This is a genomic window from Grimontia sp. AD028 (genome assembly GCF_000973155.1).
GTDB lineage: Bacteria > Pseudomonadota > Gammaproteobacteria > Enterobacterales > Vibrionaceae > Enterovibrio > Enterovibrio indicus.
In genome coordinates this window covers 87,403-108,705 of record NZ_LASY01000054.1, presented here as the reverse complement: position 1 = coordinate 108,705, position 21,303 = coordinate 87,403, and the positions used below count along the sequence as shown (strand labels likewise).

The 21,303-nt window shown below is 48.5% G+C and carries 18 protein-coding genes and 1 riboswitch; of the genes, 6 read left to right on the top strand and 12 right to left on the bottom strand.

Going from position 1 to position 21,303, the window contains the following annotated elements; genetic code table 11:
- Window positions 1-2: 2 nt before the first annotated feature.
- From choW to RN22_RS12520, 7 genes are all read right to left on the bottom strand, one after another.
- Window positions 3-851 carry a choline ABC transporter permease subunit gene (choW, locus tag RN22_RS12550; RefSeq protein ID WP_046304714.1) on the bottom strand — a complete coding sequence of 283 codons (849 nt, stop codon included), beginning with the start codon at window positions 849-851 and terminating at the stop codon, window positions 3-5.
- A gap of 89 nt (window positions 852-940) precedes the next feature.
- Window positions 941-1,891: a choline ABC transporter substrate-binding protein gene (locus RN22_RS12545; protein WP_046304712.1), complete on the bottom strand. Its 951-nt coding sequence runs from the start codon at window positions 1,889-1,891 to the stop codon at window positions 941-943.
- Window positions 1,892-2,011: 120 nt separating this feature from the next.
- A complete protein-coding gene (betA, locus tag RN22_RS12540) occupies window positions 2,012-3,694 on the bottom strand; it encodes a choline dehydrogenase (protein WP_046304710.1) in 1,683 nt (560 codons plus the stop codon).
- 15 nt (window positions 3,695-3,709) lie between these two features.
- Complete coding sequence (betB, locus tag RN22_RS12535; protein WP_046304708.1) at window positions 3,710-5,170, bottom strand: betaine-aldehyde dehydrogenase; 1,461 nt, start codon at window positions 5,168-5,170, stop codon at window positions 3,710-3,712.
- The gene (betI, locus tag RN22_RS12530; RefSeq protein WP_002538024.1) at window positions 5,171-5,782 is read right to left on the bottom strand and encodes a transcriptional regulator BetI; all 612 of its coding nucleotides are present in this window, start codon (window positions 5,780-5,782) and stop codon (window positions 5,171-5,173) included.
- A gap of 350 nt (window positions 5,783-6,132) precedes the next feature.
- A complete protein-coding gene (locus RN22_RS12525; protein WP_046304705.1) occupies window positions 6,133-7,344 on the bottom strand; it encodes a sodium:proton antiporter in 1,212 nt (403 codons plus the stop codon).
- Between the two features lie 177 nt (window positions 7,345-7,521).
- Window positions 7,522-7,929, bottom strand: coding sequence for a nuclear transport factor 2 family protein (locus tag RN22_RS12520; protein ID WP_046304703.1), 408 nt, complete (start codon window positions 7,927-7,929; stop codon window positions 7,522-7,524).
- Between the two features lie 136 nt (window positions 7,930-8,065).
- Here RN22_RS12520 and RN22_RS12515 point away from each other — a divergent pair, with 136 nt between their 5' ends.
- Window positions 8,066-8,968 (top strand): LysR family transcriptional regulator, encoded by a 903-nt coding sequence (locus RN22_RS12515; RefSeq protein WP_046304701.1) that lies wholly within the window; start codon window positions 8,066-8,068, stop codon window positions 8,966-8,968.
- A gap of 82 nt (window positions 8,969-9,050) precedes the next feature.
- The gene (gene clcA, locus RN22_RS12510) at window positions 9,051-10,460 is read left to right on the top strand and encodes a H(+)/Cl(-) exchange transporter ClcA (RefSeq protein ID WP_046304699.1); all 1,410 of its coding nucleotides are present in this window, start codon (window positions 9,051-9,053) and stop codon (window positions 10,458-10,460) included.
- 48 nt (window positions 10,461-10,508) lie between these two features.
- On the opposite strand, the gene RN22_RS24500 is transcribed toward clcA, so the two are convergent.
- The 4 genes from RN22_RS24500 to RN22_RS12490 form a co-directional block, all read right to left on the bottom strand.
- A complete protein-coding gene (locus tag RN22_RS24500) occupies window positions 10,509-10,874 on the bottom strand; it encodes a hypothetical protein (protein ID WP_052737534.1) in 366 nt (121 codons plus the stop codon).
- Between the two features lie 204 nt (window positions 10,875-11,078).
- Window positions 11,079-11,564: a DUF2127 domain-containing protein gene (locus RN22_RS12500; protein ID WP_231590892.1), complete on the bottom strand. Its 486-nt coding sequence runs from the start codon at window positions 11,562-11,564 to the stop codon at window positions 11,079-11,081.
- 112 nt (window positions 11,565-11,676) lie between these two features.
- Window positions 11,677-12,900 (bottom strand): HlyD family secretion protein, encoded by a 1,224-nt coding sequence (locus RN22_RS12495; RefSeq protein ID WP_046304697.1) that lies wholly within the window; start codon window positions 12,898-12,900, stop codon window positions 11,677-11,679.
- Window positions 12,893-13,252, bottom strand: coding sequence for an MFS transporter (locus tag RN22_RS12490; RefSeq protein WP_046304695.1), 360 nt, complete (start codon window positions 13,250-13,252; stop codon window positions 12,893-12,895). The genes RN22_RS12495 and RN22_RS12490 overlap by 8 nt, the downstream gene beginning before the upstream one ends.
- Window positions 13,253-13,380: 128 nt before the next feature.
- On the opposite strand from RN22_RS12490, the gene RN22_RS12485 reads away from it, so the two are divergent.
- The 3 genes from RN22_RS12485 (at window position 13,381) to RN22_RS12475 (ending at window position 17,651) form a co-directional block, all read left to right on the top strand.
- Window positions 13,381-14,379, top strand: coding sequence for an AraC family transcriptional regulator (locus tag RN22_RS12485; RefSeq protein ID WP_046304693.1), 999 nt, complete (start codon window positions 13,381-13,383; stop codon window positions 14,377-14,379).
- 82 nt (window positions 14,380-14,461) lie between these two features.
- A riboswitch (FMN riboswitch) is annotated at window positions 14,462-14,623 on the top strand.
- Between the two features lie 164 nt (window positions 14,624-14,787).
- Window positions 14,788-15,444, top strand: a complete 657-nt coding sequence (ribB, locus tag RN22_RS12480) for a 3,4-dihydroxy-2-butanone-4-phosphate synthase (RefSeq protein ID WP_046304691.1) — start codon at window positions 14,788-14,790, stop codon at window positions 15,442-15,444.
- Window positions 15,445-15,734: 290 nt separating this feature from the next.
- Entirely contained in the window at window positions 15,735-17,651 is a 1,917-nt protein-coding gene (locus tag RN22_RS12475; RefSeq protein ID WP_002538009.1) for a BCCT family transporter, read from the top strand.
- A 46-nt stretch (window positions 17,652-17,697) separates the two neighbouring features.
- Here RN22_RS12475 and RN22_RS12470 read toward each other — a convergent pair whose 3' ends face one another.
- Window positions 17,698-19,233, bottom strand: a complete 1,536-nt coding sequence (locus RN22_RS12470) for a diguanylate cyclase domain-containing protein (RefSeq protein ID WP_046304689.1) — start codon at window positions 19,231-19,233, stop codon at window positions 17,698-17,700.
- Between the two features lie 636 nt (window positions 19,234-19,869).
- Between RN22_RS12470 and RN22_RS12465 the strand changes: the two genes are divergently transcribed.
- Window positions 19,870-21,303, top strand: a complete 1,434-nt coding sequence (locus RN22_RS12465; protein ID WP_046304686.1) for a TolC family protein — start codon at window positions 19,870-19,872, stop codon at window positions 21,301-21,303.

Sequence of the window (21,303 nt, the reverse complement as noted above, 5' to 3'; positions counted from 1 at the left end):
GATTAACCCTCTTTACCTTGTGAAGCCGGCGCTTTGCAGAGACGGTCGAGAATAATAGCGACTAATACAATCGCGAGTCCTGCCTCAAAGCCTTGTGAGATGTTCACTGTATTGAGAGCGCGGATAACAGGTTTACCCAAACCGTCCGCACCTACCAGCGCAGCGATGACCACCATTGAAAGTGACAACATGATGCACTGGGTAATGCCTGCCATAATGTTTGGCATGGCGGCAGGGAGTTCAACTTTGAACAGCAGTTTGCTTGGTGTAGCGCCAAACGCTTTACCCGCTTCTATCAACTCTTCTGGCACACTGCGGATACCGAGATAAGTCAGGCGGATAGGTGCAGCAATGGCAAAGATAATCGTGGAAATCAGACCCGGCACGACACCCAGTCCAAACAGAACCAGTGTAGGGATCAGGTAAACGAACGTTGGTATGGTCTGCATCAAGTCCAGAACCGGACGCATAAAGGTATACAGCCAAGGTCGATGTGCGGCGAGAATACCCAGCGGCACGCCCAGTAATACCGACAACATGGTCGCGGTGAGCACCAGTACGAAGGTTTCAATCATCTCCGTCCAGTAGCCCAGATTCAAAATCAGCAGAAGCGCTGCAACAACAAAAATCACCAGCGAAACGCGTCGGTGAAGAAACCAGGCAATGCCCGCAGTCAACGCAATAGGCACATAAGGTGGGAACCATTGCATCACATCGACGAGGGAAAGAATCAGCCATTCAAGCGAAAGTGAAAGCGCGTCGAAAAAGCCCGCTGCATTGTAGGTTAGCCAATCGACAACGGTTTCCATGTAGTCGCCGAGTGGAATTTTATTATCTGTAATCCAGTTCATGTGTACTCCAAAATCCATATTGATGTGCTGGGCTGATGACCAGCCCAGCACCTGCTTTCGCGTTTACTGCTTGCGAAATGCAGTTGGGTTTACTGGATATTGAGGTGAGCCTTCACAGCGGGCAGTGCATCTTTGCCGTCTTGTGTTTTCACGCCGTCCAACCATGCAGTCAGCACGTCAGGATTGCTTTGCAGCCATTCCTTCGCGGCCACTTCCGGTTTCTCACCGTCGTTCAGAATGCCGTTCATGATTTCGTTTTCCATTGGCAGGGTGAACTTCAGGTTGGTCAGCAGTTTGCCGACATTCGGACATTCCGTTGTGTAGTTCTGACGTACGTTGGTGTAAACATTCGCGCCGCCATAATTAGGGCCGAAGTAATCATCACCACCGTCCAGATATTCCAGCTCAAAGTTGCTGTTCATTGGGTGTGGCGCCCAGCCCAGGAACACAATCCACTGGTCACGTCGCACGGCACGTTTAACCTGAGACAACATGCCCGCTTCGCTTGATTCAACCAATTCAAACTCTTTCAGTCCGAAAGCGTTGGCATCAATCATGTCCTGAATCAGACGGTTACCGTCGTTACCTGGTTCGATACCGTAGATACGGCCTTTGAAGTTGTCTTCAAACTTTTCGATATCAGCAAAGCTCTTTACGCCACCTTCAAAAGCATACTTTGGTACGGCTAGGGTGTATTTAGCACCTTCCAGATTCATGCCGATGGTTTCTACGGTGCCCGCCTCGCGGTATTTCGCGATGTCACCTTCCATGGTCGGCATCCAGTTACCGAGGAATACATCGATGTCGCCATTTGCCAGCGAGGTATAGGTAACAGGGACAGACAACAGTTGGATGTCAGTGTTGTATCCCATACCTTGCAGTACAAGCGTGGTCGCAGCCGTCGTCGCGGTAATATCCGTCCAGCCCACATCAGAGAAGCGGACTGTTTCACACTGGTTTGCCATTGCTGGCATGGCAGTAAGACCTGCCGCCAGAGTGATGCTCAAACCTGCCAGTCGCTTGGTCTGTTTATTATCCATGGTTACTTCCTCTTCCTTTCTTTTTGGCTGAGGGCGCAACGACTTGCTGCGCCCTTCCGTTTTTACTTGGGTGTTGCTGATGTTGCTTGTCGCCTTAACCTCGCATACTGCATAGCTCGCTTACTGCATAGGATTCAGGCGTTGCTGGGTTTCCCAGTTTGGGTCAATCCACACCGACACATCCGTCGGCGCCTCCATGGGCTGCCCCAAAATCATGTCTGCAGCACGCTCGGCGACCATAATGGTTGGGCCATTCAGGTTGCCGTTCGGGATCGTTGGGAACACAGATGAATCCACTACACGGAGGTTGGCAATACCGCGAACCCGAAGTTCGTTATCGAGCACGGCCATGTCATCGCTGTCCGCCCCCATTTTGCAGGTGCACGATGGGTGATAAGCGCTTTCCACATTCGCCTTCACCCATGCATCAATTTCTTCGTCGGATTCAACTTTCATACCCGGTTGGATTTCGCCATCGCGATAAGGCGACATCGCTTCCTGCGCCAGAATCTCGCGGGTTAAGCGAATGCAGTCGCGCCAGTCCTGTTTGTCCTGTTCGGTGCTGATGTAGTTGAAGATGATTTCCGGTTTGTCATTGGTGTCGGCACTTTTAATGTGCACATGGCCACGGCTTTCCGGTTTGTTTGGCCCAACATGAACCTGGAACCCATGCCCCTCCACCGCAGACTTTCCGTCATAACGGATTGCTGCCGGCAAGAAGTGATATTGAATGTTTGGCCATTTAATACCCGCGCGGCTTCGGATAAATGCACAGGATTCAAAGTGATTGGTCGCTCCGAGACCATCTTTGAACAAAATCCAGCGAGTACCGATCAAACCTTTACTGATAAGTCCCAGCTTGCCGTTCAAAGTGATGGGTTGTTTGCAGAAGTATTGGAAATAAACTTCCAGATGATCCTGCAGGTTTGCACCCACACCTGGCAGATCATGTTTTACTTCCACATTTGCATTTTCCAGCACGGATTTCGGGCCCACACCAGATACCTGCAACAGTTGCGGAGAACCGACAGAGCCAGCAGCACTGATCACTTCTTTACGCGCTTTCACCTCGAACGACTGACCGCCTTTTTCATAGGCAATACCTGTTGCGGCTTTGTTCTCTATCAGGATTTTTTTGACCGTGACGCCCTTAATCAGTGTCAGGTTGTCACGCTTTAACGCACGGCGAAGATAGGCATTTGACGTAGAGGCACGCACACCACCATCCACGGTCATGTGCATGGGTCCAAAACCTTCCTGCTGATAACCGTTGTAGTCTTCTGTGACCGGATAGCCAGCCTGCTCACCCGCATCAATAAACGCGCGATACAGCGGGTTAAGCGCCATATCGTTACCGTTGCAGGTGCCGACAGGGCCGTTGCCGCCGCGGTATTCGTCTTCGCCGCCAATCCAGGTTTCCGCACGCTTGAAATACGGCAGACAGTTTTGATAGTTCCAGCCAGCTGCACCATTGGCTTCCCATTCGTCAAAATCACAGGCGTGACCTCGAACGTAAACCATGCCATTGATAGATGAACTTCCACCTAAAACCTTGCCGCGAGGACAATGCAGCTTCCTGCCATCCAGTCCTTCTTCCACTTCCGTTTCAAACTGCCATGCATACTTTTCTGTGTTCATTGGATACGACAGTGCTGTCGGCATCTGAATGAAAATGCTTCTGTCAGTGCCACCCGCTTCAAGGATCAGCACCTGATGCTCACCTGACGCACTCAGGCGATCTGCCAGTACACACCCCGCCGATCCAGCACCAACAATGATGTAATCAAATTCTTTGTTCGACATCCCAGCCCCGATCTCTTATGCGTAAGGACTGTCTACATCGCCCAATTCGACGTAAACACTCTTGGTTTGGGTGTAGCTGCTTAGGGTCTGGATACCGTTCTCACGACCAATACCGGATTGCTTGTAACCGCCAACCGGCATTTCCGCCGGGGATGCGCCCCAGTTGTTTATCCAACAAATGCCCGCCTGAAGCTTGGCAATCACGCGGTGTGCGCGGGAGAAATTGGTGGTGAATACGCCTGCTGCAAGGCCATAAGAGGTGTCATTCGCTCGGGAAATGACTTCCTGTTCGTCGCTGAACCGCAGAACAGACATCACAGGGCCGAAGATTTCATTTTGAACATGTGACATGTCATCGGTGCAGTTCGCAAACACGGTAGGTGCAACGAAGTTTCCTTTCGCCAGTTCACCTTCTGTCACTTGGTATCCACCACACAACAAGGTCGCGCCACTTGCTTTACCCTTTTCGATAAAGCCGAGCACTTTGGATAGGTGGTCTTTGGAAATCAGCGCGCCGATTTGGGTTTCTGGGTCGGTAGGGTCACCCACCACCAGTTGTTCCGTGCGAGCTTTCAGTTTCTCAAGGAAAGTGTCATAGATATCGTCATGGACAAAAACGCGGGTACCGTGTGTACACACCTCACCTTGGGTGTAGAAATTTGCAATCATCGCGCCAGATACTGCGTTATCAATATCAGCATCGTCGAAAACGATCAGTGGCGATTTACCACCCAGCTCCATGGTGACAGGCTTTAGCGTACCCGCGGCATCAGCCATGACCTTTTTGCCCGTACCGCACTCACCGGTGAAAGACACTTTCACTATATTTTCATGGCGCGACAGCATTTGACCCACGCGGTAGTCGCCTTGAACCACGTTGAATACGCCATCTGGCATACCTGCTTCGGTAAAGATTTCTGCCAGTTTCAGCGCCGTTAGCGGTGTTTCTTCCGAAGGCTTAAACACCATGGCATTACCTGCCGCAAGAGCAGGGCCCGCCTTCCACATCGCGATTTGGATCGGATAGTTCCAGGCACCAATGCCTGCACACACGCCGAGAGGTTCTTTGCGCGTGTAGAAGAATTGATTTTCGCTCAAGCTTTGCTGTTCGCCCTGAATAGCCACAGCAAGACCCGCGTAGTATTCGATAACATCCGCGCCAGTGACCACATCAACATACTGCGCTTCCTGCATTGGCTTACCGGTATCCAACACTTCCAGTGCAGCCAGTTCGTCATTGCGTTCACGCAGGATTGCTACCGCTTTGTTCAGAATGCCGCGACGCTCTGCAGCACTCATTGAAGACCAAACCTTGAAGCCTTCCCATGCGGAAGTCACAGCGATATCGACGTCCGTTTGGCTTGCTTGTTGTACTTCAGCAAGCGCTGCACCGGTAGCAGGATTTAATGTGGTAAAGGTTTCGCCGGAAGTCGCATTTACATACTGTCCGTGAATGTATAACTGTTTAATATCCATTTAGTTTTTGCCTTTTGATACGGATTCAACATCTTTCAGCTGAAGCTTGAGATAATCTTCGACTGTCGCCATTGCTGCACGCGGATCAATACCTTCCGGCGCAAGCGCACCACGAAGCCATATTCCGTCGATCAATGCTGCAATACCTTGGGCAACGAAGTTAGCGCGCTCAGTAGACATCAGCTTTTTCAATTCAATGCGAAGGTGGGATAAGAGGCGTTTTTCATTGACACGCTGCAATCTAAAAAGCACAGGTTCATGCATTGCGTGCGACCAGAACGCCAGCCAGGTTTTGGTGACCGCTGTATTCACCTGATTCGGACCAAAGTTGCCTTCAACAATCGCCAGAATCCGGCCATATGCATCATTTGGCGATGTACCATTGAGACGCACCTGCACGCCTTGAGAAAGCTCTCGCAAAACGGAACGCATCGTTTCTTCGAGTAATCCGTTTTTGCCGCCAAAGTAATGGTTGATGATGCCTGCCGACACACCCGCTTTGCGGCTGATCAGTGAAACGCTAGCCCCTGCTAAACCTACTTCATCTATCACCGCCATGGTGGCAGCAACGAGCTGCGGGCGGCGAATTGCTGGCATCCCTACTTTTGGCATTTCGCTCTCCTTTTTTCTTGCATCCAATCTCCCTAAACACCATCACATTTAGGTTAAAAATGTAGCGTAGATGTTTTTTGATTGAACGTTCAATTAAAAATAGACTTACAAATTAAACATTTGTTGTCAAAACAATATTTGATGTGTAAAGGCGAGAAATGAACAACCCAAAGAATTTAACACTTTATATTCAGTGATATACAGATGATTGATGGCGGAATGACGAAAGAACTGATTGAACAATATTTAGCACACTAAACATTTTTGAGGCACTTAACCGCCCCATGATGCTCTCACATTGAGAGCGTCATTCCATGCTGAGGTGTCTGCTTAAACAATTTTAAGATGGGTCACTGGGTCATGCGTTTGATGATTTTGACCGTGATTAGCGGGTAAACGATCAGCGAAACCAAAATCATTAAAAATGCCATGCTAAGGAACAAGGATTGATATTCAAAAGTGGAAGGCAGCAACAGAATCAAAGCGACCGATACGGCTCCCCTCGCACCGGAGAAATTCAACAGCCAGAACTCATCCGTGGACAGTACTTTATGTTCTACACGCATGACTGGTTTTAAAGTACCTAAAGCAATAAACCGCGCAGCGAACAATAGAATGAGAGCGAGTACGGTGTAAAAAACAGGCAATGTGGAATCTGATGTCAGTGTGAAATAGCTGGTGCCCAACAGAAAAAACAGCAAGGCATTAGCCGCATAATCCAGGTATTCCCATACTTTTTCTTCTGATTCACGGTTCTTGCTGTCGTGATCCGGCTTGTAGCCGTATGCCAACGCCGCAGCGAATACCGCCAAAATTCCCGAGAAGTGAAGAAATTCGGCCAGCACAAAGCTGCCATAGGCCAATGCCAGCGTAATATTGGTGGTAAGGATATAATGCGATGTATGCATTAGCGTCAATACCCACCTTGCAACCCTCCCCAGCAAAGCCCCACATATCAGTGCGCCAAAAATGTGGGTGACAAAACTGAACCCTGTTTGCAGAGCATCGAAGTTTTCATCGCCAAATATCAATAAGGCGAGAATACCTGCCACTGTCACCACGAAGCCGTCATTCAGAATCGACTCTCCCTCAATCAGCAACTTCTGATTTTCCGTCACGGCTTCATTGCCTTTAAACAGCGCACTGACTGCTAGCGGGTCTGTTGCTGAGATAATTACGCCAAACAAGAGTGCCGGAAGCCATTCCACGCCAAGCAGAAGATAAAGAGCGCCACCGATCACCAGCATACTGATAACAATGCCCAGCGTGCCCGCCAGCACCGCCGGCAGCAAAATCGGCCTGAAATGAAATAGGCACATTTTCTTGGTAGAAGCGAAGATAAGGAGTGGTACAAAAACAAAGAGGACAATTTCCGGATTCAATACCAACTCTGGTAGGCCAGTATTGGAGGAGGAAGCGATCCACCCATAAAGTAATCCAGCGAGCAGAATCCAAATGATGTCGGAGAACACCATCCAGCGTTCGGATACAAAGAAAATAGCATTCAGCGCAACCCAGCCAAGCGCGGCGTACGTCACCAGAGCAGGAACAGATTCAGTCATAAGGCTCTAAAAGTTAAGAAGTGGACTGAGTTAACCCTAGCCAGTTTTTAGTGACGAGCGCTACCTTCTCAGAGCAAGAAAAGAGAGATTGATTCCTTGGGTGAAGATTCTGAAAATGTGGTTAGAAAAGGGGCTTGAGCCCCTTTTAGATTTACTCCGGAAGCATTGGGCTTCTGCTTAGTTTCCCCAGAAAGTGTCTTCTGAAACCTGATCTGCTGAGTAAAGCCAAGCTTCAACAATCTTTCCATCCTCGATAGTCAGCATATCGACACCGACCATACGCATTGATTGGTCTCCACGTGCAGCCGAAAACTCGACGATCACAGCGACATTGTTTTTATTGCCACCAACAACGTTAAAGGTTTCAATTTTAAAAGAGCCTTGTGACACTTCCATCATGCCGCCAATCATGCCAAAAACTGCTTGCGCACCTTCGTGCTTTCCTGAAAAGCGATTGTTACCCGGCTGATACCAAACCACACTTGGCGCCACCAGCGCTCCTAAAGTTTCAAGATCTCCGGTTTGCACAGCCTGAAAATAAGTTTTGGCCACTTCCAAGTTCTTGCTTACATAGCCTGCATTCATCTCAATGTCCTCTTAGATTTTAAACTCGCGACTTTTTGGGGCTGTTGATCTTTTGTTTACGAATTAAATCTTATGAAGCAACTCGATAGCGAAAAACCGTATAAAATGAACACACTGTTTACTATTTGGATTCAATGTGAACTTAACGCATCTAGAAACCTTCAAGGCCGTGGCTCAACTAAGCAGCTTCTCAAAAGCGGCAGATTCAATGGGTGTATCCAAAGGACTGGTCTCACGACACATTCGTGCTTTGGAGAGTGAGCTATCATGCAGGCTGTTCTTCAGGACAACACGTTCCGTCGTACTTACAGAACCTGGAAAAGAGCTTTTCAGCGCCGCACAGCAAATCGAAACGATCTCCCAGAAAGCGACGCAAAGTATCAACATGTTGACTCAAGACGGTTATGGCTACATTCGGTTTACTGCACCAGATGCGCTAGGCCCTCTTATTGCCCAATCAGCCCTTCCCGCCTTTGCCAAAGAGAATCCCAACATACACTTAGAACTGGATTTCACTACGGACATTAAAGATGTTGAATTTGGTGAGTCCGACGTGGCGCTGAGATCTCAAAAAGCCCTACCTGACAACCTAGTTGCGAAAGATATTGGCGCTTTGAAAGACGTATTGGTTTGCTCACCTTCGTTGGTTAATCGTCACCCAATAAATACTTTGAGTGACATTCTCAACGTGGCATGCCTTAAAAGCTCATTTGATGCATCTTGGAATGATTGGTCATTGCACTCTGAAGACGGGCAAAGGGTTCATCTCACTGTTCATGGGCAATACGCCAGCTCAAGTTATGAGGGGCTCATATCACTGGCAATGGGAGGCTTAGGAATCGCCTCTATTCCTCTGGCCTTGGTTGAGAAATCACTGGCAGATGGCAGTCTCGTTCGTGTCTTACCGAATTGGTCTGCCAGTCAGCATCATTTAAACCTCGTCTATACACACCAGCGTTTCTATCCCAAAAAGTTAAGGGAGTTTATTGATGCGGTGCTAGCGTGGAGAAAAAGCAACAGCCATTGGTTCATTGCATAATCGCGACTGTATCATTTCCGAATAATAACCCTTTTCCTTACTGCTCTATGCTGAAAACGTATTCGAACGAAGGAAGCAAGCGATGGCCGAGCAAGCGGGAGGAGAGCAGGAAATTACAACACCACGTAACCCCCAATCAGGAGTAATGCGTCGATTTCTCGCCAGCCATCAAAGCTCGCTTCCTATTCTTTTCCTTGCGGTATTCGTTGGCCTATTAGCAGGGCTGCTCTGTACTTTCTTCGATATCGCCATTGATTGGGTCATCACGCAACGTAATGAATGGTCAAAAGCCCATGGCGAAATGTCGCTGCTGACCATAGTGACTGTTGTCTTCAGTAGCGCTTTGCTCTCTGCATTCGGCTTCCTCTTGGTAAAGAAAATCGCCCCGGAAGCAGCCGGCTCTGGGATCCCTGAAATAGAGGGCGCACTTGATGGGCTTCGTCCCGTTCGTTGGTGGCGGGTAATTCCAGCGAAGTTCTTTGGCGGTATAGGCGCCATTGGTGCAGGACTGGTTCTGGGGCGCGAAGGGCCTTCTGTGCAAATGGGCTCCAGCGTCGGCAGAATGATCACTGATATATTCCGCCTCAATGATGATGAAAGTCGCCACACCTTGCTAGCTTCAGGGGCTGCCGCAGGTTTAGCTGCAGCCTTTAACGCACCACTTGCAGGAATTATGTTTGTCGTTGAAGAGATGCGCCCTCAGTTTCGCTATAACCTGATTTCGATTAAGTCCGTCATGATTGCCGCAATTGTCGCGACCATTACCTATCGATATTTTCAAGGCCAAGGCGCGATGATCCCCTTACCAGCGCATGCTGATGTGCCTTTGGAAGCCTTGGGGCTTTTCCTAATTCTGGGGCTGATGTTTGGTGGTTTTGGCGTACTGTTCAACCGGATGGTGGTTTGGAGTATGGACGGTTTCGAGCGTCTGCACCGACATGAAACTAAACGGTTTATCGGCATTGGCGCAGCGCTCGGCGCCATGTTTGGTGTGATGATCATTTTTCTGCCTCGATTAACTGGCGCAGGTGAAAATCTCATCACAGATGCCGTTGGCGGGTCGTTTACGCTTTCGATGCTTCTACTGCTATTCATAGCACGAACCGTCACCACTCTCGCCTGTTTTTGTTCCGGCGCCCCTGGCGGTGTTTTTGCTCCCATGCTTGCGTTGGGAACGCTCTTTGGTACCTGTTTTGGTGCCGCTTGTATGTTGGTATTTCCGGACTTTGATATCACTGTTGGAATGTTTGCTGTCGCGGGCATGGGCGCACTGTTTGCTGCTACCGTTCGCGCACCCATCACCGGAATACTTCTGGTGATCGAGCTCACCCATAACTATGAGCTTATCCTCCCTCTTTTGATTACGTCTCTCGGTGCAACCATGACAGCGCAAGCCATGGGTGGAAAACCGCTCTACAGTCAGCTATTGCAACGTACACTGAGTAAGCAAAAAGCGGCCGAAAGCACTGAAACTCAAAATACGTCGACATAAAAAAAGCCGCTTAAAAAAGCGGCTTTCTCGAGGGGAAATCTGTTTATTTTAGGACGTCTGTGCCTGTCGGTTGCTGTAAGGGCTTTTTAAGTCAGTCAGCACTTTTGCACCATACATACCGCGGTAGAAAACCCAAAGGTAAGTGACACCCGCAGTCAGCATACCAATACCCAATGGGATCAGCAGCAGATTCATCAACGCCAGAGGCACCGCAATCCAAAAGGTGCGAATAATCCAGCGGAAATGGTCGACATACATATCTTCCCCGGCTTCCAACGCTTCTTTGCGCTTAAAGTATGCAAATGCAGCACCCGCGATGCTGAAAACACCAAAGGTCAGCAGGCCACTAAGCAGCAGCATGTAAGCGATCATGGCAGAAGATTTGAACTTTGAAGGCTTTGTATCTGTTGTCATTATATTTGTACTTATTTTTACGTGAGCGTGAAAAAAGCGCATGTTAATTCATTAAATTGACCCAAATCAACACGTCAATAAACATTTAGATAAATCACGTTACAAACCCAATTTTTTGTTCATTTAACAAGCAAAAATGAACAACTTAGATAAATTTACCACCCAAATATTATTTTTCGTGCAAATATTCATCAAAATACATTCTCAGGTACCCATCTTTTGCCGGTAACGCCTTTGAATAACCTTTGCCATATAGCCAATCACAACCAGGTTCATACCCAACGCTAGATATGCCATGGTTTTGCCTGTAGTGATCACTTCATAGACTTCGAAAGGCAAATATATCGCCCCACTTGCCAAAGCAAACCACTCTGTCCAGCCAAAGGCTCGCCACAATCCATAGGCTTCGACAAAACGGACACTGGCATAGAGCACCGTTCCCAATGCAAATAGGGTCAGGTTCCTGTCATCAACACTTGTCAACGCTTTATGAATCACACTTGGAATTTCTCCAGCAGGATTAAGCCGCAAATGGCGCAGCATCTGTTCGCATAGTTCTTGGATTTCAGCACCACCCAATTCATGTAAAGCCAAGCCAACTATCAAGGCCAACAAACCCTTCCCTGCCTCCAAAATGGCAATGGCTCTCAACCCCTTGGGTTGGTGACTTTCTATCGTTTGATGATTCACATTCAGGCACTCATAGGAAAAGCTTATTAAGCGTGGGCAGTATCGTGATGAGATGCAGTAACAGAGACAAGAAAAAGGGCTCTTAATGAGCCCTTTAGGAAATGAATGTCGATTAAATCGAGTAGATGAAGTAAAGCTGAGCTTTCATTCGGATGATGATGCCGCGAATCACATCAAGGAAGCTCATAAACCCGATAGGCTTTTCACCAGATACCCACGCCAGTCCCACTGCGCCGACAGGAATGTCATAGCCTTCCGGTTCTTCCAGTTTCAGCCTGACAAAATGGTGCTTGTTGGCAAGATTTGAACCTGTAGTCATGCGCACATTGTCGTCAGTGGCAATCAGTCGGGCCTGAGATTCTCCTGTTGCTTCAACAATTCCCTCTACTTCTGCTTTAAAGATCTTACCTGGGTAAACCGGGCTCGCGAATTCAGCATACTGCCCCACTTTTACATTGCGGATAGCTTGATGATTCACTCGCATCAGCACATATTTTTCATCGGTGTACATATGGATGCGAGGAACCATACCTACATACTGACCTTCGCGCATGATGAAGTTAGTCACGTAACCATCTGCCGGCGCACGCACTCGGGTTTGTTCAAGGTTCCACTCAGCCTGCGCAGTATTCTCTTTTGCACTTTCCAAGTCTGCTTCTTTAGTGGCGACTGCCAGCACCGATTTTTCTTTGTTCAGACGCGCTTGCTCAACACCAATTTCCGCTTTTTGTATTTGCTTCTCGAGCGTGGCAACTTGAGCGCTGGCCAGTTGAACCTTGTTGCGTTGCTCGTCCATCACAGATTCCGTCACGGTATTAGGCGCACGCTTGTTTTGTGTGATGTAGCGGTTTAGTTGGCTCGTCTTCCATTTAGCATCTTCTATTGCTGCGGTCAGTTGGCTTTCCAGCACATTGAGATCAGCTTTCGTTGCCTCATATTGTTGTTCATTCAAAGAGACATCTTGAATCGCCACTTCGAGTGCCACGTTTGCCGCATGCTCGGCAACAGCAGCACGATTAAGAGCGATTTCGTAAGGTTCGGCATCAAGCGTGTAAACAAGCTGACCCTCTTCAACGCGTTGGTTTGGATTAACGTAAATCTGATCAACATTGCCGCGAATTTGATTTGAACCCGGGCGCAATTGAATATGCGGAGACTGCACCACAGAACCGCCAGTTAGGTCCATCGGCGTGAAATTCAATAATCCAATCCAAACAAAAATCAGCCAAGAACCACCGCCAATGTATGCGAATGCCTTGCTATAAACGTTCCATGGCATGCCAACGAGGCGAAGCAGGTAAATAAAGAGTGCCCATACGGCCAAACCTTCAAGCATGATTTTCCTCCTTCTCGCTAACTGTGTTTGTGGTGATTTCGGTTTCATTGACTGGCGTACTCGGCTCACGCCAGATGTCCCGGATCTTTCTCAGTGCTTTTTCTCCATCCACAAACGCGAGAATCACGGCAACCACCCACACCCAATGCCAGATAAAACCAATCCATGTCAGGGCGGATATCAATCCCATTTGGTGGTGCTGCTTTTTACGGGCTTTGCTGACAGGCAATTCATGGACTTTCCAGAAGCCAAACGCGATTGCGCCAACCGATCCAAAAAGAACAACCAGCGCGACCACATGAAGGACTGTATCCGTGGTGGTATCTACAAAAGGGGTTGCCAACAGGCTCATTCACATACTCCGATATTTATTCAATGCGTGAATGCTCACACAGGAAGATTATCGGCACCTGAATATGGATTGATTACATTAAAATTACGTATATATTGAACTCTTCTATCCACATTAAAGTGATATGCATGTTCGACATCTCATTTATCCGTATCGCCTATATCCGCCCTCTGATCAGCGGAGCATGTTCGAAATATCACTTAACTCCGGAACAACTGGGTATTCCATCCTCGCTATATAGCGATGAAATGGCGCTCGTTCCCCATGCAGTAGTCAATGGATGGCTAACAAAGATCGCCGAGCTCTCTGGCAACCCGTCTTATCCACTCGCCATTGCAGATTCCCTGGCGATTTCCTCCATTGATGTGAAAGCAAATTGGTTTATGTCTGCACCGGATTTGGCAGTCACCTTCAGGCGAATCAACTATGGTTTGAGCTGCTTTCACTCAGGCGCTCACTACGTGGGAAGGCAATCAGGAAAGTTGTTGAAGTGGTGTTATGACAACGAATACTCAGGAACAGCGGCAGTTATCGATTCACTGCGCGTTGCCATTATGATGACTTCCGTTCTTCGCCATTTTACCCATGAAGGTTTTGCACCGCTGGCCGTCAGGCTCAAAGGGACGGATATAGATATCAATGCCGCAAGCGAATGGTTTGGATGTGAAGTGAAGACAGGTTGCGCCATGACGGAAGTCTGGTTCGATAATAAACTACTGCTTTTGGAACATGCCGTGCCGCGCGACCATAACAAAGCAACACTGATTTCTTTGTTTGATTTGGATGAACTGGTCAATATGCCGCAACGCGATGACCCCACCAAAGCGCTGTATGAAGTGGTGAACTTTACCCGTCATTACGGCATGCCCTCTTTGGAAACGGTCGCATCAACACTGGGCCTTTCTACCCAGCAATTGCAGCGGCGATTACATCGATTGGGTTTCAGTTTCTCGTCCATGCGGGGTTATGTGCTGAATAACATTGCGGCGAGGTACATGTTAAAGGGCTATGCCCCGGATGAGGTTGCCCGTCTACTTGGCTACAGCAACCCACAAAGCTTCACCAAAGCCTTCCAACGCGTCCGTGGGTGTACGCCGAAAGAGTACATGCGACGTATGGAACACTGATCGCGCAAACAATAAGCATGCAGCCGATCTGCCCTTCCCTTTTCGATTGAAAACACAGTAATATTTGTTTGCTCATTTTGAGCATTATTCTCAGGGCGGGGCGAAATTCCCCACCGGCGGTATGTCAGCACGCAAATCATTGTAAGACTGGCGAGCCCGCGAGCGCCCAAACACATGTTTGGGGTCAGCAGACTTGGTGAGATGCCAAGGCCGACGGTTATAGTCCGGATGAAAGAGGATGATAAAAATGCACCGATTCACGGCGGCGCTCGCTTAGCCGAAGATCGTTGGATTGCGTATGGCTGCGTTCGCAGTTTGCGCTCATCCATACCCAAACAACCTGAATCCTTCATCTTCAGGACGTTTGGGTATACGCCCTGATTCTGGTATTTAAACTTAGGAGTTACCATGAATCAGACTCACACATCTCTACTTTCTGGCACCCCATTTGAGCGCGTTGAAGCGGCGCTTGAAGCACTGCGTTTGGGTAAAGGCGTTTTGCTTCTCGACGACGAAGATCGCGAGAATGAAGGTGACATCATTTATTCTGTAGACCACCTAACCACTCAGCAAATGGCACTCATGATCCGCGAATGCTCTGGTATCGTGTGCCTGTGCCTGCCTGAAGAACAAGCCGATAAGCTGGAACTTCAGCCAATGGTGGCCAATAACAACAGCGCCAACCAGACCGCTTTTACCGTTTCAATCGAAGCCAAAGTGGGCGTCACAACCGGCGTTTCTGCGGCTGACCGCGTCACTACGATCAAGACCGCCTCGAACCCAGATGCGAAACCTTCTGATCTGGCTCGTCCTGGCCACGTGTTCCCACTCCGCGCACGCAAAGGTGGTGTTCTTGTCCGTCGTGGTCACACCGAAGGCACTATCGATTTAATGCAAATGGCCGGCCTTTCGCCTGCCGGTGTTTTGTGTGAAGTGCAAAATGAAGATGGCTCCATGGCAAAAGCGCCAGAGATCGTCGAGTTCGGTAAGAGGCATGACATGCCAGTACTGACCATTGAAGACATGGTTCAATACCGCCTCGCGTCAGCGGAGAAGATCGCTTAATCTTTCGAACGATAAGTAATTTTGAGATCGCTCACACTTTTAGATTGATGAGCGGTCTCTATTTTGTAAAAGAATAATTCCTCTCATCGTGCAAGCTATCACCAAATTGTTAACCCCACCGCTTCTTTCGGAAAGCAAAATTCACCCAACACAAGAATCGCCCAGCATTCCATTCACGCAGTGAATTTCATCAATCCTTTTTATCTTCAGCATCCAATAGCTGAATTGATATGGATTGCATTCATCATGAGAATTTCTAGATACAACACTGTGAACTGGAAGTTTATTTTATGAAAAAACACTTTGAGCTCATCGACAAGCCGACTTTCTTCGGCGCGTTGGGGCTGCTGTTTTCTGTCATCGTTCCATTGCTGGTTTGGCCTGACCAAGGCGCAGAGTGGATTGCGATTGCAAAAACCTTTATGACCGACAAGCTGGGCTTTATGTATCTGGCTCTTGGTATCGCTGCCTTCTTTTTTATGGCTTACATCGTTTTCAGCGATATCGGACAAATCAAACTTGGTGACGCAGACGAGAAACCAGAGTTTGCAACCGGCTCTTGGGCTGCGATGCTTTTCTGTGGCGGTATCGGTGCCAGTATTCTTTACTGGGGTACTATCGAGTGGGCTTACTACTATCAAAACCCTCCTTTCCAGCTTCAGGCTGGCAGTGAAGAAGCCGTTCGTTGGGCAGCGACCTACGGTATTTTCCACTGGGGTCCAATTGCTTGGTCTATTTACCTGATCCCTGCTATTCCAATTGCTTACTTCTTCTATGTTCGTAAGCAGCCTGTACTGAAAGTATCTGCGGCGCTGATGCCTGTGATTGGTGAAGCACGTAGCCACGGCAAGCTGGGCAAGTTCATTGATGTACTCTTCATCTTTGGTCTTCTGGGTGGTGCTGCAACCACATTGGGTCTGGCTGCACCATTAATCAACGAAGGTATCAGCTACCTGTTTGGCATTCCTTCTACCACAGTGACTCAAATCGGTGTTCTGCTGCTTTGTACCGCGCTGTTCGCCTACTCGTCTTACAAAGGTATGGATGAGGGCATCAAGGTTCTGAGTAACATTAACTTTTGGGGTGCACTCGGTCTGCTGGCATTTGTACTGTTTGCTGGCCCAACGCTGTTCATGCTGGAAACCGGTTTGGACTCCATCGGTCGTATGCTGTCGAACTTCTTCGTCATGGCAACCTGGGCAGAACCGTTTGGTGGCTACGGCACGTTTGAAGACACCCACTTCCCGCAGGATTGGACTATTTTCTACTGGGCATGGTGGCTGGTATTCGCGCCAAGTATGGGTCTGTTTGTGGCGCGTATTTCGCGTGGCCGTACTATCAAGCAGATGGTCTCAGGCTCCATCTTCTTCGGCTCGCTGGGCTGTGCGCTGTACTTCATGATCCTGGGTAACTTTGGTCTGTCGCTGCAACTGTCAGGTCAATTGGATGTTGTTTCTATCCTGAATGAGAAAGGCGCGACAACGGCGATTTTCTCAATCCTTGAGCAGCTGCCTATGAGCACTGTGGTTATCGCTGTGTTCACGATTCTATGTATCATTTTCACCGCGACCACGTTCGATTCCATCTCGTTCATTCTGGCTTCTGTAGTACAGAATAACGTGACTGAAGACCCGCTACGCTGGAACCGTCTGTTCTGGGCATTCACCCTGTCTGTGATGCCTTCTATCCTGATGTTTATGGGTGGTCTGGCAACGCTACAAACGGCGGCAATCGTCGGCGGCTTACCTCTGCTGGTGATTGCAGTAATGCTGATGATCTCCGGTGTGAAAGCAGCAACGCTCGACCTTTCACATCAGGAAGGCTATGAAGACCCAACCATCAACATCGAAGAGTTTCCGGAGGTTGACCCTTGGTCTCGTGAAGGCATGGCGATGGCAAAGTTTGAACGACTGAAAGACGAAGCGATCACAGCAGCAAACGAAGAGCGTGAGAAACTGGATGCTATTTGGGATCTCAAGAAAAACATCCGCGCAGAAGCGTTGTCGCGAGGCGAAACTGGCATGGAATTGGGCGATGCTCCTCAAGAGCAGCTGGATGAAATCCAACGCCTGACTGACGAAGCCATGGCCGCCAAAGAACATAAACTTCAGGCCTCTGAAGCAGCGCAACAGGCACGTATTGAGTTCAATGAACTGATGCGTGAGAAGAAGCGTTTAGAGCAAGAAGCGGAAGAGCAAATGGCGTAAACCGCCAACATGGCATGATAAAGGGCACAATATGTGCCCTTTTCTTTCATCTAAATGTTTCTATCTCAGAAACGACTGTTTTTCGTTCAAAGCCCAAAGCCCGTTCAGACTTTTTTACAGAGTCAGGCTCGAAGATTCTGAATTTGTTCTTACCCATATCTTTTGCTTCATACAAGGCTTCATCAGCAAGACGAACCAAGCCATCGCTATCTATACTGTGGTCTGGGAATACGGCAAACCCGATGGAAAGCCCCACCTGAATCTCAATATCATCCACATAAATGGGTTTACCCACTGCTTCGATTAAGCGTTGGGCGATATCCGGCAACATATCCCGGCTTTCGGGTCCGTTATAGATAATAGCGAACTCGTCTCCACCCAACCTCGCAACCGTGTCTTGCTCCCGGCATTGTTTAAGCAGCCGCCCAGCGACGATTCTCAAACATTCATCACCGATCGGGTGTCCGTGCAAATCGTTGACGGGTTTGAAGTCGTCCAAATCCAAGATGGCCAGGGCAACATGACGTCCCTTCAAACTTGCTGCATGCAAAGCCAGCTTTAAGTCATCACTAAACCGAATGCGGTTAGCCAGCTTGGTTAGAGGGTCAGTCATTGCCAGTTCGGTAATTTTCTCCTCCGCTTCCAAGCGTCGCCGGATTTCTTGCTTCAAGCGAAGGTTCCAGTAATAGAAAAGGCCTATCGTAGTGGCAGAGCAGATGAAAATGGCGAAAATCACTGACCAGAACAATCCCCAATCTATGCCCGTTTCATAGCGGACAGGGAACCAACGCTCAAAGATCTCTTTTCGTTCTAGCGGTGAAATATCATTGATGGCAATGTTGAATAAGCCTACCAGTTCTGGCCTGTTTTTGTTCACCAACATCGAGAGTTTGGCGTTGGAAGGAAGCACACCACCGATTTTCACATTGGTGATGTGATGGTCCTGAATCACATACACCAATGATCCCAGCACAGAAACAAATCCAAACAGCTCTCTGGATTCTACTTTCTTCAACCCTTCCTCTGTGCTTTCAAATGTCTGGACGGTTAAGTGCGGATACAGCTTTGGGATCACTTCGACGGCAGGCGAGTTAGCCAATACGCCGATTGTTTCATCGCCAAGGTTGACCAAATCATCAACAAAGGGAGCGTCGACATGCGTTGCCAGCGCACGATGCGAAATAAAATAAGGTTCGGTGGCTAAATAATCTTGAAGTTTCTGTTCGGTTGCTACGTCCGCAACAATGAAATCACAGACACCTGCTTTTAAGGCTTGCAGGCTTTCGTAATAAGACGCTGTGGGGTGAAGAACGAAAGGAAGACCAAGCTTTCGGCTGATTAACTCGGCATAGTCTGCCAAAACACCGACGTATTCTCCGTCATTATTTATTGCTTCAAAGGGTAACCAGTTCGGTTCCACACACATGGAAACATGGCCTAAAGCACGAACTTGGAGTTTTTGTTGGTCGGTCAACTGTTTTGCGCGCGCGACTTCAGAGAACATCACCATACAAAACAGGATAAAAAGATAACGCTGATACTGCCCAGAAATCTGTGAAATAACCGGTGAAAGTTTGGCCATGGCTTCCTCCCCAAAAAAGGTTACCGATTTGCCGCAACCCTAGATGTATTCTGCCATGGAGCAACACGAACATTGTGTATCAATAATAAAACAATCGTTGCATTGATTGAATTATCATGAGAAATGAAATTGCCTTCAAATCATCACACCAAGCATTATCCATTCATATAGTGAATACCACCAACCTATAAGCGAAAAACTAGATTATTATTCTTTTAACAATTCTCGATCAGACCCAAATTGATCAAATACTCGATTAGTATGGATGTATTTTTTCTTTTTTTATTAGCTAGATAACAGCATTACACCCCATGAAAACGCTTTCACTATCTATCAGAATTTTCAACTTCATTTATTAGGGTTTCATAAACAATTTTCCCACTCGAACTTCAACAAATTTCTGATTGATGTTTCATTCACAAAAAAGAAAATTCTGTCATAACAACACAATGCATATACCCACAACCCACATTTCTATAACGACTCGCCACGTTTCTACCCGTCTGAGAGGTCCGAAATCCGTTTTGTACGTCGCCGGCGACTTCTCATTGCGAAACCAGGGTCTATTGAGCTTCCTCTGGATTTATTAGAGTAATAGCTCTAATATGTTCGCAACTTCCTCATGCGGAAACCATTATGCTTGCCAGAAAACCCTTCCTTGTCCGTTTGATCATTGCATTGATGCTTTTGCCCAGTGTGAGCAGCGCAGAGCCCATGACCTTTGAGCAGGCATGGCAATCTGTCTTGACCCGGAATGATGCGATAGCCGCAGAACGCGCTAACGTTCAGCGCGCCGAACACATGCGAAACGCTGCATCGGCACATCACCTTCCTGCGATTTCACTCAGCGGTAGCTACACCCGCTTGGACCAGGACGTGGAACTCAAACCGTCTCAGCTAGCTCACCATATGAATGGTGGCGATGCATTAGGCCAATTGGCTGGTTCCGTTCCTCAATTAGCTCCGCTGATGGGGAACCTCGATAACCTGCTGACCACCACCTTGGCCGACCGCGATATCTACACCAGTTCGATCCGCGCTATCTGGCCGATCTTTACCGGCGGCCGTATTCTTGCAGCGGAAGACATTGCCAACGCCCAGCGCGACGAAGCCAGCTTCTTGATGCAAATGGCTCAACAGGCGAAGTTTGAAGATCTAACGAAAGTCTATTTTGCGACCGTGCTGGCAGCGCAAGTGTTAGAGACTCGCGCAGAAGTGGAGCAAGGGCTCGAAAAACACCTCGACCACGCGAAAAAGCTGGAAGAACAGGGGCAAATTGCGCGCGTGGAACGCTTGCAAGCGGAAGTCTCTTACGACAAAGCCAGGACCGAACGCCGTAAAGCCGAACGCGACCTGGAAATCGCGCAAGCTGCGCTGCAAACACTGGTGAAAAGCGATGCACCGGTGACGCCATCCAGCGCCCTATTTACTCAGAAACACGCCCCTGCGATGGCGCCATTCATGCAAAAAACACTCGCGGATTATCCCGGTCTAAAAGTGTTGGACGCCAAGCGTGAACAAGCTGATGGCTTGGTTAACCTAGAGAAAGGCAAGTACTACCCGCAGGTTTATCTTTACGGTAACTACAACCTCTATGAAGGTGATTCCTTGACCGCTGAATTGGCACCTGATTGGGCAGTTGGCGTGGGTGTAAGTATTCCCCTTATCGACAACGGTGGCCGTTCAGACAAAGTGAAAGCCGCTCACAGCACCGCACTTCAGGTTCAGCACCTTCGCGCCCAAGCGGAACAAGACCTTTCACTGCTGGTTGAGAAAACATGGCGAGAAGCAGGACAAGCACTGGAAGAGTACCAAGGTTTGGCTTCAAGCATTTCCCTTGCACAAGAAAACCTTCGCTTGCGTGAAAAAGCCTTCGCACAGGGGCTTTCCACTTCACTCGATGTCGTCGATGCTGAGCTTTATCTCGCCAGCATCAAAACCCAGCAGCTTGCAGCGTCATACCAATACGTGCTGTCGCTTTCCCGTCTACTCGCTGTTAGCGGCGAGATGAACCGTTTCCCAGAATTTCAGGCGGCATCACTCCAATCAACCCAACCAATAAAGGGATAA

Excerpts from the sequence above, each read along its gene's own strand:
- RN22_RS12545 (WP_046304712.1), bottom strand. The coding sequence starts at position 1,891 with ATGGATAATAAACAGACCAAGCGACTGGCAGGTTTGAGCATCACTCTG.
- choW (WP_046304714.1), bottom strand. The coding sequence starts at position 851 with ATGAACTGGATTACAGATAATAAAATTCCACTCGGCGACTACATGGAA.
- ribB (WP_046304691.1), top strand. The coding sequence starts at position 14,788 with ATGAATCAGACTCACACATCTCTACTTTCTGGCACCCCATTTGAGCGC.
- RN22_RS12520 (WP_046304703.1), bottom strand. The coding sequence starts at position 7,929 with ATGAATGCAGGCTATGTAAGCAAGAACTTGGAAGTGGCCAAAACTTAT.
- RN22_RS12490 (WP_046304695.1), bottom strand. The coding sequence starts at position 13,252 with ATGAGCCTGTTGGCAACCCCTTTTGTAGATACCACCACGGATACAGTC.
- RN22_RS24500 (WP_052737534.1), bottom strand. The coding sequence starts at position 10,874 with ATGACAACAGATACAAAGCCTTCAAAGTTCAAATCTTCTGCCATGATC.
- RN22_RS12475 (WP_002538009.1), top strand. The coding sequence starts at position 15,735 with ATGAAAAAACACTTTGAGCTCATCGACAAGCCGACTTTCTTCGGCGCG.
- clcA (WP_046304699.1), top strand. The coding sequence starts at position 9,051 with ATGGCCGAGCAAGCGGGAGGAGAGCAGGAAATTACAACACCACGTAAC.
- betB (WP_046304708.1), bottom strand. The coding sequence starts at position 5,170 with ATGGATATTAAACAGTTATACATTCACGGACAGTATGTAAATGCGACT.
- RN22_RS12470 (WP_046304689.1), bottom strand. The coding sequence starts at position 19,233 with ATGGCCAAACTTTCACCGGTTATTTCACAGATTTCTGGGCAGTATCAG.
- betI (WP_002538024.1), bottom strand. The coding sequence starts at position 5,782 with ATGCCAAAAGTAGGGATGCCAGCAATTCGCCGCCCGCAGCTCGTTGCT.
- RN22_RS12485 (WP_046304693.1), top strand. The coding sequence starts at position 13,381 with ATGTTCGACATCTCATTTATCCGTATCGCCTATATCCGCCCTCTGATC.
- RN22_RS12495 (WP_046304697.1), bottom strand. The coding sequence starts at position 12,900 with ATGCTTGAAGGTTTGGCCGTATGGGCACTCTTTATTTACCTGCTTCGC.
- RN22_RS12465 (WP_046304686.1), top strand. The coding sequence starts at position 19,870 with ATGCTTGCCAGAAAACCCTTCCTTGTCCGTTTGATCATTGCATTGATG.
- RN22_RS12525 (WP_046304705.1), bottom strand. The coding sequence starts at position 7,344 with ATGACTGAATCTGTTCCTGCTCTGGTGACGTACGCCGCGCTTGGCTGG.
- betA (WP_046304710.1), bottom strand. The coding sequence starts at position 3,694 with ATGTCGAACAAAGAATTTGATTACATCATTGTTGGTGCTGGATCGGCG.